Raw genomic sequence first — 12,790 nt, 5'->3', positions numbered from 1 at the left:
GTACAAGCGCTAGCTCAGAAATTCACTCGTCAATCGAAGGTCGGCTTGCGATAGTCCGTGCCCAACCGGCAATGTGTGAAATTCCACCGCTGCCCCACAATTTTGCAAATGCTCGGCAAGGCCTCTTGCATTGTCTGCGGGAATAATCGGATCCGTTGCCCCGGCCAGCAGCAAGATGCGCTTCCCCGTTAGATCCGGCGTCGGCATGGTTTGCAGTGGCTTCATGGCCCGCAGCAACACCGCTCCGGCCAGAGCCTCGGGGTGAAGAAGCAGCAAGGCTGCTGCCATGTTGGCACCATTGGAAAAGCCAAGCGCAAACGGAGCGGGCAGGGCATAATCATTGCGAGCCTGTGCAATGAATTCGGCCAGCTCGGCGGCACGCAACCGCAGGTCGTCTTCGTCGAACACCCCTTCCGCAAGCCGGCGGAAAAAGCGTGGCATGCCGTTTTCCAGAACCTTGCCTCGTGGCGAAACCAGCGCTGCACCGGGCGCAACGGCCTGGCCCATTGGCACAAGGTCGTTTTCATCGCCGCCAGTGCCGTGCAGAAGCAGAAGCGGCGAATGGCCGGTTTTGGTTGCTGGCGTGTAATGGTGAATGAAATTGCTGCCCGTGTTGGTCATGGCATGGCCCCTGTTCAAAATCGCTCGTCTGTAGCTAAACATTTATGGCAGTTCTGCCAGCACCGGAAATGGTTGACGGTGCTTCTGCAATTGGCTCCATAATGGTGCCAAGAGGAAACCATGCAGCTTCGCAATATCGAATATTTTGTTGCCCTTGCGCGCGAACGCCATTTCAGCCGCGCCGCGGCAGCCTGTGGTGTGACACAGCCGACGCTTTCCGCTGGAATTGGCGCGCTGGAAGACGATCTGGGCGTCAGGCTTGTGCTCCGCGACCGGCGTTTTGCCGGTTTGACGCCTGAGGGTGAGGCCGCATTGCCCTGGGCGCAGCAAATGCTGGCCGACAGGGCAGGGTTGAAGGAAGCAACTGAAACGCCGCTGGGCGGGGATATCAGCGGGTTGTTGCGACTGGGCGTTATTCCTGCGGCCATGCCGGTTTGCGGCACATTGGTGGCCGCGCTGCGTCAGCTTCATCCGGCGGTCACCGTTCAGATCCAGTCGCTGACCTCACGCGAGATTGACCGGGCCCTTTCCGGTTTTGAAATTGATGTTGGCATAACCTATCTGGACAATGAGCCGCTGCCCGATGTCATTGCAGCCACGATTTACAAAGAACACTACGTATTTGCGACGCCGGGGCACGGGCCGCTTGCAGGCAGAGGCAGCATCAGCTGGAAAGAAGCCGTGGCCATGCCCCTGTGCCTTCTGGCGCAGGATATGCAGAACCGACGCATTCTGGATTCACATCTGCACGGCATCGGGCTGGCGGTCCATCCAGTGGCAATGGCCAATTCCTATGCCGCGCTGCTTTCAATGGTGCGCCGGGGCGGCTTGTCCTGCATATTGCCGCACACATACGCCCAGACCATCGCATTCGATCCGGACATTACGCTTTTGCCGTTTGACAAGCCGGCAGGTGCGCAGGCAGTCGGGCTTGTGGTGCCAAATCGCCACCCCAGTTCCATCATGGCGCGGGTGGCACTGGCCTGCGTCCGCTCACGCCAGTTTCATCGCGCCATGATAGAGATTGTCTATCAACCAGTGGCTCCAACTATTTGACTGGTTCTAAAAAACGGCAGATTCTCGGTCAAAACGAGGAGGCTCTGTCAGATGCTGGATCACTCGCGCGGGGGTGAAAACTTTGACGACAAGCGACTGGCGGAAATCATAGCAGTTCATGTTGCCCGTAAGGGCGGATTGCTGCCCATCCTGCATGATGTCGTCCAGGAATTTGGCTATGTCGACGACGCCATGGTTCCTGCCATCGCTGAAGGGCTGAACCTGTCCCGAGCTGATGTTCACGGCGTTGTCACTTTCTACCATGATTTCCGTCGCCAGCCCGCGGGCGGCCTCATCGTGCGGCTTTGCGTCGCGGAAGCGTGCAAGGCCATGGGTGCAGATGATCTGGCAGCCTATGCTGAAAAACGACTGGGCCTGCCGATGCACTCAACGTCGGGTGACGCGGCTGTAACGCTGGAGCCGGTTTACTGCCTTGGCCTTTGTTCGCTTTCTCCCTCAGCCATGGTGAACGGCCGGGTGTACGGTCGATTAACTCAGGAAAAGCTCGACCGCCTTCTGGCAGAGGTTGCAAAATGAGGCAGCGGATTTTTGTTCCCGGTGATGCGGCTGCCGTCGCAATGGGCGCGGATGATGTGGCTTCCGCCATCGATCGGGCTGCTGTTGCCAGCGGCCGCAGCATTGAGCTGGTGCGCAATGGGTCACGCGGTGCGCATTTTCTGGAACCGCTGGTCGAGGTGGAAACGCCGCAGGGCCGCATTGGCTATGGCCCGGTCATGCCTGAAGACATCTCGGGGCTGATTTCCAGCGGGTTGTTTGAGGCTGCGCCGCATCCCCTGTGCATTGGAAATCCGGACGAGCATAAGTTTCTGAAACCGCAGATCCGTTCCACCTTCGCCCTATGCGGCATTGTCGATCCTCGATCGGAAAGCGACTATGCGCGGCATGGCGGTTGGGCCGGGTTGCGAGCAGCACTGGCCATGGCTGGCGAAGACCGGATCGGCGCCGTCAAGACCTCCGGTTTGCGCGGGCGCGGCGGTGCAGGCTTTCCGACCGGCATCAAATGGGAAACGGTGTTTCGCGCGTCGGGCCCGGAAAAATATGTTGTCTGCAATGCGGATGAGGGTGACAGCGGCACATTCGCCGACCGCATGTTGATGGAGGGTGACCCGTTCCGGCTGGTGGAGGGAATGGCGATCTGCGGGGTCAGCGTCGGCGCCAACTATGGCTACATCTACATAAGGTCGGAATATCCGCATGCCATTGCTGCCATGGAAAGGGCCATCATCGGAGCGCGGCGCGCTGGCTGGCTCGGCCAGGCTATCGGCGGATCTGATCTGGCATTTGATATGGAGGTGCGGGTTGGCGCAGGTGCCTATGTCTGCGGTGAGGAAACGTCTCTGCTCAATTCCATTGAGGGCAAGCGCGGAGTAGTTCGGGCCAAGCCACCGCTGCCCGCCCTGCAGGGCCTGTTTGGCAAGCCGACCGTCATCAACAATGTGCTTAGCCTGGGCGCGGTGCCAGCCTTGTTTGCGCAGGGGCCGGACCAGTATCAGGCGCTGGGCTTTGGCCGTTCGCGCGGGACCATGCCGGTGCAGCTTGCCGGCAATATCCGTTATGGTGGTCTCTACGAGGTGCCGTTTGGCATCACCCTGGGCGAACTGGTGGAAACGATTGGCGGCGGTACGGCCTCTGGCCGCCCGGTGCGCGCCGTGCAGGTGGGCGGCCCGCTGGGCGCATATTTTCCGCCATCGCTGTTTGACACGCCGTTCGATTATGAAGCCTTTGCAGCACGGGATGGGCTGATCGGGCATGGCGGCATCACCGTGTTTGACGACACGGTGGACATGGCGATTATGGCGCGCTTTGCGCTGGAATTCTGCGCAATCGAAAGCTGTGGCAAATGCACTCCCTGTCGGATCGGCGCGGTGCGCGGGCAGGAGGTCATGGACCGGGTCATTGCCGCTCGGCAATCCGGTGCTGACGTTGCGGCAGATCTTAGTCTGCTGACAGATCTGTGCGAGACAATGAAATTCGGGTCTTTGTGTGCGCTGGGTGGCTTCACGCCGTACCCCGTTTCCAGCGCCATGCGGCATTTTCCAGAAGATTTTCAGCGCGGTGTCCGGCCATTGCCGGCTTCGCTTGCTGTTGCGGGGTAAGGAGCAGTCATGTCTCTCGTTCACGAACGCGATTTCGGCACCCCGGCCGGTCAATCCTCCCAGACAGTAACCCTGACCATCGATGGCCAGCGGATCACCGTCAATGCTGGCGATTCCATCATGCGCGCGGCGGCAGAAATGGGCACCAGTGTTCCAAAGCTCTGCGCCACTGACAGCCTGGAGGCTTTTGGTTCGTGCCGCATGTGCCTGGTTGAAGTGGAAGGGCGGGCCGGCACGCCCGCTTCCTGCACCACGCCGGTGGCAGAAGGCATGGTGGTGCACACCCAGACGGAACGGCTGAAAAGGCTGCGGCGCGGGGTTATGGAGCTGTATATTTCCGACCATCCGCTGGACTGCCTGACATGTGCTGCCAATGGTGACTGCGAATTGCAGGACATGGCCGGGGCTGTTGGTCTGCTCGATGTACGCTATGGTTATGATGGTGAAAACCATGTGCATGCCCGCCAGAGCGGCTCGGAAAATCCGGCATTCATGCCCAAGGATGAATCCAATCCCTATTTCACCTATGACCCTTCAAAATGCATTGTATGCTCGCGCTGCGTGCGGGCCTGCGCCGAAGTGCAAGGCACATTTGCACTGACCATTTCAGGCCGCGGATTTGAAAGCCGGGTTTCGCCCAGCCAGTCACAGGATTTCTTTTCTTCCGAATGCGTGTCCTGCGGAGCCTGCGTGCAGGCGTGTCCCACCGCGACACTGACTGAAAAAGCGGTGATTGACATTGGCCAGCCGGAGCACTCCGTGGTCACCACCTGCGCCTATTGCGGCGTGGGTTGCACTTTCAAGGCTGAAATGCGTGGTGAAGAACTTGTGCGCATGGTGCCGTGGAAAGATGGCAAGGCCAATCATGGCCATTCCTGTGTCAAGGGCCGGTTTGCCTGGGGCTATGCCAACCACCGGGAGCGCATCACCCAGCCGATGATCCGTGCTTCGACGTCCGATCCATGGCGCGAGGTTTCCTGGCAGGAGGCTATTGATTACACCGCTTCGGAGTTCCGCCGCATTCAACAGACCTATGGACGCGGCTCTGTTGGTGGCATCACCTCATCCCGCTGCACCAACGAAGAAACCTTTCTGGTTCAGAAGCTGGTGCGAGCAGGTTTTGGCAACAACAATGTGGACACATGCGCCCGGGTTTGCCACTCGCCCACCGGCTATGGCCTGAAAACGACATTCGGCACGTCGGCCGGCACTCAGGATTTTGACTCAGTCGACCATGCCGATGTCATCATGGTGATTGGCGCCAATCCGACAGACGGGCACCCGGTGTTTGGTTCCCGCATGAAAAAGCGGTTGCGGCAAGGTGCAAGGCTGATCGTGATTGATCCTCGCCGCATTGATCTGGTGCGCACCCCGCATGTGGAAGCAGACCACCATCTGGCGCTGCAACCGGGCACCAATGTTGCCATGCTGACAGCCCTTGCCCATGTGGTTGTGACAGAAGGGCTGGTCAACGAAAGCTATGTGCGGGAGCGCTGCGATTGGGACGCATTTCAGGACTGGGCAGCTTTTGTGGCGCAGGAAAACCACAGCCCGGAAGCCGTTGAAGCCTTTACCCGGGTTCCTGCATCAGATGTTCGCGCTGCCGCCAGGTTGTACGCAACAGGCGGAAATGCCGCCATTTATTACGGCCTTGGTGTAACAGAGCACAGCCAGGGTTCGACCACAGTCATGGCCATTGCCAATCTGGCCATGGCGACTGGCAATGTTGGCAAGCTGGGTGCTGGCGTTAACCCGTTGCGTGGGCAGAACAATGTGCAGGGCGCTTGCGATATGGGCTCTTTCCCGCATGAGCTTTCCGGCTACCGCCACGTATCCGATGATACGGCGCGCCAGCTGTTTGAAGCCATGTGGAAGACTGAGCTGGACAGCGAGCCGGGCCTGCGCATTCCCAATATGCTGGACGAGGCGGTGGCCGGGCGTTTCAAGGCGATCTACATTCAGGGCGAGGATATATTGCAGTCTGACCCCAACACCCGCCACGTGACGGCAGGGCTTGAGGCAATGGAATGTGTGGTTGTTCAGGACCTGTTTCTGAATGAAACGGCCATGCATGCGCATGTTTTTCTGCCGGGTTCGACCTTTCTGGAAAAAGACGGCACATTCACCAATGCTGAACGGCGTATTCAGCGAGTCCGCCGCGTCATGGCGCCGCTGAATGGCTACGCTGACTGGGAAATCACCCAGATGCTTTCCAATGCTCTCGGCTATCCAATGCATTATGAGCATCCATCGGAAATTATGGATGAGGTTGCAGCTTTAACGCCGACATTTGCCGGCGTGAATTATGCCCGGCTGGACGCGGCAGGGTCGCTGCAATGGCCTGTTACGACCGCCGCACCGGAAGGCACCCCGACAATGCATATGGAAGGGTTTGTGCGCGGCAAAGGTCTGTTCGTGCTGACGGAATATGTAGCGACGGATGAAAAGACCGGCCCACGCTATCCTTTGCTGCTGACAACGGGGCGCATATTAAGCCAGTACAATGTCGGTGCACAGACACGCCGCACTGCCAATGTTGTTTGGCATGAGGAAGACCTTCTGGAAATCCACCCGCATGATGCGGAAGAGCGTGGCGTCAAGGATGGCGATTTTGTCAAGCTGGCCAGTCGTGCAGGCGAAACGGCGCTGCGTGCGAAGGTTACGGACAGGGTTGCGCCCGGCGTGGTCTACACCACATTTCACCACCCGCTGACACAGGCCAATGTGGTAACAACCGAATATTCCGACTGGGCTACAAATTGCCCTGAATACAAGGTGACCGCAGTGCAGGTTTCACCTTCCAACGGGCCAACGGACTGGCAGGAACGCTATCAGTCCTTTGCTGTTGAAAGCCGCAAGATCAGCAATGTGGAACCGGCGGAGTGAACCATATGGCGCAGACCACGCAGACGCTGGTGCGAATGGCCAATCAGATTGCGCGGTTTTTTGAAAGCCAGCGCCATGAAGCTGGCGTTCCCGGCGTGGCAGACCATATCGCCGCCTTCTGGTCGCCGCAGATGCGCCGCGACATCAACGCCTATATTGATGCTGGTGGCGAAGAGTTGCGGCCGCTGGCGTTGGAGGGCCTGAAGTTTTTGCAGGCTCGCTCAGCCGATCACGTAAAGCAGGTATTGGAAAGTTCTGGCGGGGTTTCGGTTGGCACTCGGCCGGGCAGTGATGCCGGATAGGCGAACTGACCTCTTCACACTCTGATTGTAGTTGCTATATCAAGCAAAACAGGCAGGTGAGCAAAGGTGGTTTGGTGTTATGGCTGGGCTTTTCCGTTCGGTTGCGTTACTGGCTTTTGCCGCATTGCTTGCGGCCTGTGTTACCATGACGCCGGAAGAGCAGCGGGCGGCGGATGAGGCACAATGTCGCGAATATGGCTTTGTGCGCAAAAACGATGCTTTTGCTCAATGCATGCAAAACCTGGATCTGGCAAGGCGCGCGGATCAGCGCGCACGGCTGAATTCAATGGATGATCCTTTGTTCCCGTCGGTGGTTTACCAGCCCGTCATCATTGCCCGATGATGACGGCGTTTGCACCTTTGGGTGAAGAGGGACAACGGCATGTAAAGCGCTATCAATAGTTTAAAAATTGTTGCATTATCAATTGGTGCTACTGGCATACCGGCATGGCAGAACAGGCTGGTAGCGGTTTGCTCTATTCGAAATGCTTGTGACAAGACGGTTCCTGCACTTTACGGGAGCTGGTGTATCCTACTGATTTTTCTTGGTTATACTCTTGTGCTTTCGGATATTGCCGAAAGCGTGCCTGTTCGGGAGATCGAGTGAATGATGCTTCATCATCAGCCAGGTTCGCAGATGCTTGCCCGCAAGCTCGCAAACATTGGCGATTTATGGGCAGAAGACGAGGCTGCAATTGCGTCGCTTGAAATGTCGCTGGTGAATGTGGCGGAAGGTCACGTCATCGCGGCGGAGGGCTCCAATCCGCGACATTGCTGCCTGATTATCAGTGGTCTGGCGTGCCGGTATAAAATTCTTGTTGATGGCAAGCGACAGATCATGTCGTTTCACACCCCGGGTGATTTTCCGGATTTCTACAGCTTGCATGTTGATGTCATGGACCACAGCCTGGCAGCGGCAGCGCCTTGTCAGCTTGGGCTTGTGCCGCATTCAACCTTTCGCAACTGGGTGCGGCAACACCCGCATCTGGCCAACTTGCTCTGGCGCGATACGCTGATCGATGGTTCGATGTTTCGCGAGTGGATTGTCAATGTCGGGCGGCGCACCGGGCTGCGGCGTATCAGCCACCTTTTATGTGAGCTGGCAGTGCGGCTGGAAAGCGTGGGTCTTGTGGATCAAAGCCGTTTCAGCTTTCCGCTGACTCAATCTGACCTCAGCGATGCGGTGGGGCTTTCGGTTGTGCATGTCAACCGCGTGCTGCAGGAGCTGAAATCGCAGAATATCGTTCTTTTGCAAAACCGTGAGGCCATTGTTCTGGACTGGCACAAGCTGCGGGGCATCGCGCAATTTGATGGCAGTTACCTGCATTTGAAAGATGGCGGGCGGTCATTGCGCTATTTCCGGCTGCATTAGAACTGAAGGTTTTATCTTCACGATAATGGAGATTGACGTTCCGCGTTCTTTGGATCACCATCTCTGATGTTTGGCATTAGCAGTTGTTTTTGCTGCAATGCGGAATGAGCAGGAAACGATAAGTATAAATTACCCTGTAAGACTTACGAAGTGACGGCTGTAGCCTTGGGAGGGGCAATGCTGGAACTGATAAACGTTTCAAAAAACGTTGGCAGGCAGGCGCATATCAGCAACGCAACGCTTAAGCTGGCGCGTGGCTCGTTGAACGTTTTGCTGGGGCCGACTCTTTCCGGAAAAACCAGTCTCATGCGGCTTATGGCCGGGTTGGACAAGCCTGAGACCGGGCAAATCCGCATGGATGGGCAGGATGTGACGGGCGTGTCCGTGCGCCATCGTGGTGTGGCGATGGTTTACCAGCAGTTTATCAATTATCCGTCCATGACGGTGTTTGAAAACATTGCCTCTCCGCTGCGGCTGGCGGGGGTTGGGCAAGCTGATATCGATCAGCGGGTGGGAGAGGCAGCCCGCCTGTTGCGGCTGGAGCCCTATTTGCAGCGCCTGCCGGCCAATCTTTCGGGTGGCCAGCAACAGCGTACGGCACTGGCGCGGGCGCTTGTCAAACGGGCAGGGCTGGTTCTGCTGGATGAACCGCTGGCCAATCTGGACTACAAGCTGAGGGAGGAACTGCGGGAAGAGCTGCCAAGAATTTTTGCGCAGTCTGCGGCAGTGCTGGTGTACGCAACCACCGAACCAGCAGAGGCGCTGCTTCTGGGCGGCAACACGGGCACTTTGAGTGAGGGCCGTATTACCCAGTTTGGCCCAACCGCGGAAGTTTACAGAAACCCGGAATTGCTGATAACGGCACGGACATTTTCAGATCCGCCGCTCAACGTGCTGGCTTTCAACAAACACGGACCCAATTTTGTATCGCAGAACGGGTTGCTGCTGCCGGTGGCCCGACATTTTTCTCACATTGCCGATGGGCCTTACCAATTGGCCATTCGTCCGCATCATCTGTCCATTGTTCCCCTAAGCGGGCATTCGGTCAGCCTTGCGGGCAATGTGGTTGTTTCAGAAATGACCGGTTCGGAAAGCTTTCTGCACGTGCAGATCAGCGATGGCCGCATAATTGCTCTGGTTCGCGGGGTGGAGCGACATGCACCCGGCGACGCAATAAGGCTTTATGTCGACCCGGAAAAGGTGCTTGTTTTTGGAGTTGATGGCAGCGCGACCGGAAGGTTTCTGAGCCGCGCCGCCTGAAAGGAATCCTATGGCCCGCATTCGACTTGATCGTATTCGGCATGCATACACACCGGAATTGGCGGCAGCCGGCCAATATGCGCTGCGGCAGATTGACCATACGTTTGAAGATGGTGGGGCCTACGCACTGCTTGGGCCATCGGGCTGCGGCAAAACCACACTTCTGAACCTGATTTCCGGTTTGCTGGCACCCTCTGAAGGGCGAATTTTATTTGACGAGCAGGACGTAACGGAACTGAGCACGCAGGCCCGCAACATAGCGCAGGTTTTTCAGTTTCCCGTTGTCTATGACACCATGACCGTGGCGCAGAACCTGGCCTTTCCACTTCGCAACCGGCGCATTGGTGCAAAGGAAACGGAGCGCCGCGTGCGCGATATTCTGGAGCGCATTGGTTTGGCGGAAAAAGCCAATCGGCGTGCTGCCGGATTGACGGCGGATGAAAAGCAGAAAATTTCCCTTGGGCGCGGGCTGGTGCGCTCTGACGTTGCTGCGGTTTTGTTTGATGAACCATTGACGGTGATTGACCCGCAGATGAAATGGCAATTGCGTTCGCAGCTCAAGGAACTGCATGCAGAGTTTCGCCGCACGATGATTTACGTGACGCATGATCAGACGGAAGCGCTGACCTTTGCCGACAAGGTGTTTGTCATGGTGGATGGTGAAGTGGTGCAGGTCGGCACACCGGAAGAGCTTTTTTCCCGACCGCGCCACACATTCGTTGGTTATTTCATTGGTTCTCCAGGAATGAACCTTCTGCCCTGCACGCTGGAAGGCGGGCAGGCCATTGTGGGTGGGCACCGTATCAACCTGCCGCAAGCCATTGGCTCTCCTGCCGCCAGCCGAGCGCTGGAACTGGGAATTCGCCCGGAATTTGTTCAGGTTCTGCCGCGAGGGCAGGGTTACCCGATAACCATCCGCCGAGTGGAGGATATCGGTTCCGAGAAGATTGTCCGGGCGGAATTTGCCGGCCAGCCACTGAGCGCGATTGTTGATGAAGCGGGTGAAATACCGGCTGAGGCCGACATCGCTTTCGCACCGGAGGCGTTGAATCTCTATGCGGATTCATGGCTGGTGGAAAGGGAGCGGGCATGAACAAGGCCTTTGACAACCGCGCGTGGTTTCTAGTTCTGCCGGTGCTTCTGCTGGTGGCCTTTTCCGCCATCATTCCGCTAATGACTGTGGTGAATTATTCGGTTCAGGATACATTTGGCAACAACGTGTTTTTCTGGAACGGAACCGACTGGTTTCTTGAAATTCTGACATCATCCAGGTTTCATGATGCGCTTCTGCGCAACCTGGCTTTCTCTGCAATCATACTGTGTATTGAAGTGCCGCTGGGCATCATCGTTGCGCTGGCCATGCCGAAAAAGGGCGTGTTCGTTTCTGTCTGTCTGGTGCTGATGGCGCTGCCGCTGCTGATCCCATGGAATGTCGTGGGCACAATCTGGCAGGTGTTTGGCCGCATTGATATCGGGCTTCTGGGCCACACGCTGGCTTCGCTTGGCATTCAGTACAATTATGTTCAGAACGCCACTCATGCGTGGATAACGCTGGTCATCATGGATGTCTGGCACTGGACAAGCCTGGTGGTGCTTCTGTGCTATGCCGGACTGGTTTCCATTCCCGATGCCTATTATCAGGCGGCGCGCATTGATGGTGCATCCCGCTGGGCGGTGTTTCGCTACATAGAGCTGCCCAAAATGAAGCGCGTGCTGACCATCGCCGTTTTGCTGCGGTTTATGGACAGTTTCATGATTTACACTGAGCCTTTCGTGGTCACTGGTGGCGGCCCTGGAAACTCCACTACGTTCCTGTCGATTGATCTTGTGAAAATGGCGGTCGGGCAGTTCGATCTTGGCCCCGCGGCAGCCATGTCGCTGATTTACTTTCTGATCATTCTGGCGCTGTCATGGGTGTTCTACACTGTGATGACCCAGACCGGTCAGGATCGTTCGGGTGGGGAGGCTGGCAAATGAGCACGACCACGCGCGAACTGCCGCCAGCCCAACATTCTGAAAGCCTGCTGAAAGCCAGATCCCGGCTGAAAACCGGCCGCTTCAAGCTCAAGGCGCTGATACCAGCCCTCTATATTCTGTTTCTGTTGCTGCCAATTTATTGGCTGATCAACATGAGCTTCAAAACCAATAATGAAATCCTCAACAAGTTCACGCTGTTCCCGGAAGACTTCACTCTTAGAAACTACGAGATCATATTCACCGATCCATCCTGGTATTCGGGCTATATCAATTCCGTCATCTATGTGGTGATGAACACCGGCATTTCTGTCGCTGTGGCACTGCCTGCCGCTTACGCCTTTTCCCGTTATCGCTTTCTGGGCGATAAGCACTTGTTTTTCTGGTTGCTCACCAACCGCATGGCACCGCCTGCTGTTTTCGCGTTGCCCTTCTTTCAGCTTTATTCCGCCTTTGGCCTGATCGACACGCATATTGCGGTGGCGCTGGCCCATTGCCTGTTCAATGTGCCGCTGGCGGTGTGGATTCTTGAAGGCTTCATGTCCGGTGTGCCGAAGGAAATCGACGAAACCGCCTATATTGACGGCTACTCTTTTCCGAAGTTTTTCATCAAAATATTCATGCCGTTGATTGCCAGCGGTATCGGCGTGGCAGCATTCTTCTGCTTCATGTTTTCATGGGTGGAACTGCTGATTGCCCGAACATTGACGGTTACGGCTGCCAAGCCGATTTCGGCCATCATGACACGCACGGTGTCTGCTTCCGGGCTGGATTGGGGATTGTTAGCCGCCGCTGGCGTTTTGACACTGATCCCAGGTGCCATCGTGATCTGGTTTGTACGCAACTACATTGCCAAGGGCTTTGCCCTGGGGAGGGTATAAAATGCCGGACCTTTCCTGGATGGCGTGGACGTGGCCGACGGCCATTTTCTTCATCACCATTGCCTGCCTGATAGCAATGATGGGTGTGTGGGAGTTCCTTTCTCCCGGTGGCGGGCCGCGCATTGGTGTCCTGCGCTTTGAAACAACGCGCGGCGACAGGCTGTTCATCTCGCTTCTTGGTTCGGCGTTCATCTGCCTCGGTTGGCTGGTGGCATCCGATCTTGCTTTGTGGTGGGCGCTGGGCGTCTGCCTGCTCTATGCAGTGCTGGTGTTCTGCTTCGTGTGAAACCGGCGCGCGACGAAAAATGCATGCGGTTCTGG

At 57.0% G+C, this 12,790-nt stretch carries 13 protein-coding genes; 12 read left to right on the top strand and 1 reads right to left on the bottom strand.

Annotated features, from left to right (window positions below):
* Positions 1–9 precede the first annotated feature (9 nt).
* Positions 10–621 carry an alpha/beta hydrolase gene (locus FPY71_RS09060; RefSeq protein ID WP_149299787.1) on the bottom strand — a complete coding sequence of 204 codons (612 nt, stop codon included), beginning with the start codon at positions 619–621 and terminating at the stop codon, positions 10–12.
* Positions 622–741: 120 nt separating this feature from the next.
* Here FPY71_RS09060 and FPY71_RS09055 point away from each other — a divergent pair, with 120 nt between their 5' ends.
* From FPY71_RS09055 to FPY71_RS09000, 12 genes are all read left to right on the top strand, one after another.
* Positions 742–1,677: a LysR family transcriptional regulator gene (locus tag FPY71_RS09055; protein ID WP_149299785.1), complete on the top strand. Its 936-nt coding sequence runs from the start codon at positions 742–744 to the stop codon at positions 1,675–1,677.
* Between the two features lie 51 nt (positions 1,678–1,728).
* A complete protein-coding gene (locus FPY71_RS09050) occupies positions 1,729–2,214 on the top strand; it encodes a formate dehydrogenase subunit gamma (RefSeq protein ID WP_149299783.1) in 486 nt (161 codons plus the stop codon).
* A complete protein-coding gene (locus tag FPY71_RS09045; protein WP_149299781.1) occupies positions 2,211–3,794 on the top strand; it encodes a formate dehydrogenase beta subunit in 1,584 nt (527 codons plus the stop codon). Before FPY71_RS09050 ends, FPY71_RS09045 begins: the two co-directional genes overlap by 4 nt.
* Positions 3,795–3,803: 9 nt before the next feature.
* Positions 3,804–6,680 (top strand): formate dehydrogenase subunit alpha, encoded by a 2,877-nt coding sequence (fdhF, locus tag FPY71_RS09040; RefSeq protein ID WP_149299780.1) that lies wholly within the window; start codon positions 3,804–3,806, stop codon positions 6,678–6,680.
* Positions 6,681–6,685: 5 nt separating this feature from the next.
* The gene (locus FPY71_RS09035) at positions 6,686–6,982 is read left to right on the top strand and encodes a formate dehydrogenase subunit delta (RefSeq protein WP_149299778.1); all 297 of its coding nucleotides are present in this window, start codon (positions 6,686–6,688) and stop codon (positions 6,980–6,982) included.
* A 79-nt stretch (positions 6,983–7,061) separates the two neighbouring features.
* Positions 7,062–7,325, top strand: coding sequence for a hypothetical protein (locus tag FPY71_RS09030; protein WP_149299777.1), 264 nt, complete (start codon positions 7,062–7,064; stop codon positions 7,323–7,325).
* Positions 7,326–7,589: 264 nt separating this feature from the next.
* Positions 7,590–8,354: a Crp/Fnr family transcriptional regulator gene (locus FPY71_RS09025; protein WP_149299775.1), complete on the top strand. Its 765-nt coding sequence runs from the start codon at positions 7,590–7,592 to the stop codon at positions 8,352–8,354.
* 177 nt (positions 8,355–8,531) lie between these two features.
* The gene (locus FPY71_RS09020) at positions 8,532–9,614 is read left to right on the top strand and encodes an ABC transporter ATP-binding protein (protein WP_149299773.1); all 1,083 of its coding nucleotides are present in this window, start codon (positions 8,532–8,534) and stop codon (positions 9,612–9,614) included.
* Positions 9,615–9,624: 10 nt separating this feature from the next.
* Positions 9,625–10,707, top strand: coding sequence for an ABC transporter ATP-binding protein (locus FPY71_RS09015; protein ID WP_149299771.1), 1,083 nt, complete (start codon positions 9,625–9,627; stop codon positions 10,705–10,707).
* On the top strand, positions 10,704–11,591 hold the full coding sequence (locus tag FPY71_RS09010) for a carbohydrate ABC transporter permease (RefSeq protein ID WP_149299769.1): 888 nt from the start codon (positions 10,704–10,706) through the stop codon (positions 11,589–11,591). The genes FPY71_RS09015 and FPY71_RS09010 overlap by 4 nt, the downstream gene beginning before the upstream one ends.
* Complete coding sequence (locus tag FPY71_RS09005) at positions 11,588–12,469, top strand: carbohydrate ABC transporter permease (protein ID WP_149299768.1); 882 nt, start codon at positions 11,588–11,590, stop codon at positions 12,467–12,469. Before FPY71_RS09010 ends, FPY71_RS09005 begins: the two co-directional genes overlap by 4 nt.
* 1 nt (position 12,470) lies before the next feature.
* A complete protein-coding gene (locus FPY71_RS09000; RefSeq protein WP_149299766.1) occupies positions 12,471–12,755 on the top strand; it encodes a DUF2160 domain-containing protein in 285 nt (94 codons plus the stop codon).
* Positions 12,756–12,790 lie beyond the last annotated feature (35 nt).

The organism is Aureimonas fodinaquatilis (assembly GCF_008369445.1).
Taxonomy (GTDB): domain Bacteria; phylum Pseudomonadota; class Alphaproteobacteria; order Rhizobiales; family Rhizobiaceae; genus Aureimonas; species Aureimonas fodinaquatilis.
The sequence above is the reverse complement of the archived record's forward strand: the minus strand, read 5'-3'. Positions and strand labels throughout refer to the sequence as shown.

What these genes read in the sequence shown, in the direction of transcription:
- FPY71_RS09060 (WP_149299787.1), bottom strand. Translation starts at nt 621, where the DNA reads ATGACCAACACGGGCAGCAATTTCATTCACCATTACACGCCAGCAACC.
- FPY71_RS09055 (WP_149299785.1), top strand. Translation starts at nt 742, where the DNA reads ATGCAGCTTCGCAATATCGAATATTTTGTTGCCCTTGCGCGCGAACGC.
- FPY71_RS09050 (WP_149299783.1), top strand. Translation starts at nt 1,729, where the DNA reads ATGCTGGATCACTCGCGCGGGGGTGAAAACTTTGACGACAAGCGACTG.
- FPY71_RS09045 (WP_149299781.1), top strand. Translation starts at nt 2,211, where the DNA reads ATGAGGCAGCGGATTTTTGTTCCCGGTGATGCGGCTGCCGTCGCAATG.
- fdhF (WP_149299780.1), top strand. Translation starts at nt 3,804, where the DNA reads ATGTCTCTCGTTCACGAACGCGATTTCGGCACCCCGGCCGGTCAATCC.
- FPY71_RS09035 (WP_149299778.1), top strand. Translation starts at nt 6,686, where the DNA reads ATGGCGCAGACCACGCAGACGCTGGTGCGAATGGCCAATCAGATTGCG.
- FPY71_RS09030 (WP_149299777.1), top strand. Translation starts at nt 7,062, where the DNA reads ATGGCTGGGCTTTTCCGTTCGGTTGCGTTACTGGCTTTTGCCGCATTG.
- FPY71_RS09025 (WP_149299775.1), top strand. Translation starts at nt 7,590, where the DNA reads ATGATGCTTCATCATCAGCCAGGTTCGCAGATGCTTGCCCGCAAGCTC.
- FPY71_RS09020 (WP_149299773.1), top strand. Translation starts at nt 8,532, where the DNA reads ATGCTGGAACTGATAAACGTTTCAAAAAACGTTGGCAGGCAGGCGCAT.
- FPY71_RS09015 (WP_149299771.1), top strand. Translation starts at nt 9,625, where the DNA reads ATGGCCCGCATTCGACTTGATCGTATTCGGCATGCATACACACCGGAA.
- FPY71_RS09010 (WP_149299769.1), top strand. Translation starts at nt 10,704, where the DNA reads ATGAACAAGGCCTTTGACAACCGCGCGTGGTTTCTAGTTCTGCCGGTG.
- FPY71_RS09005 (WP_149299768.1), top strand. Translation starts at nt 11,588, where the DNA reads ATGAGCACGACCACGCGCGAACTGCCGCCAGCCCAACATTCTGAAAGC.
- FPY71_RS09000 (WP_149299766.1), top strand. Translation starts at nt 12,471, where the DNA reads ATGCCGGACCTTTCCTGGATGGCGTGGACGTGGCCGACGGCCATTTTC.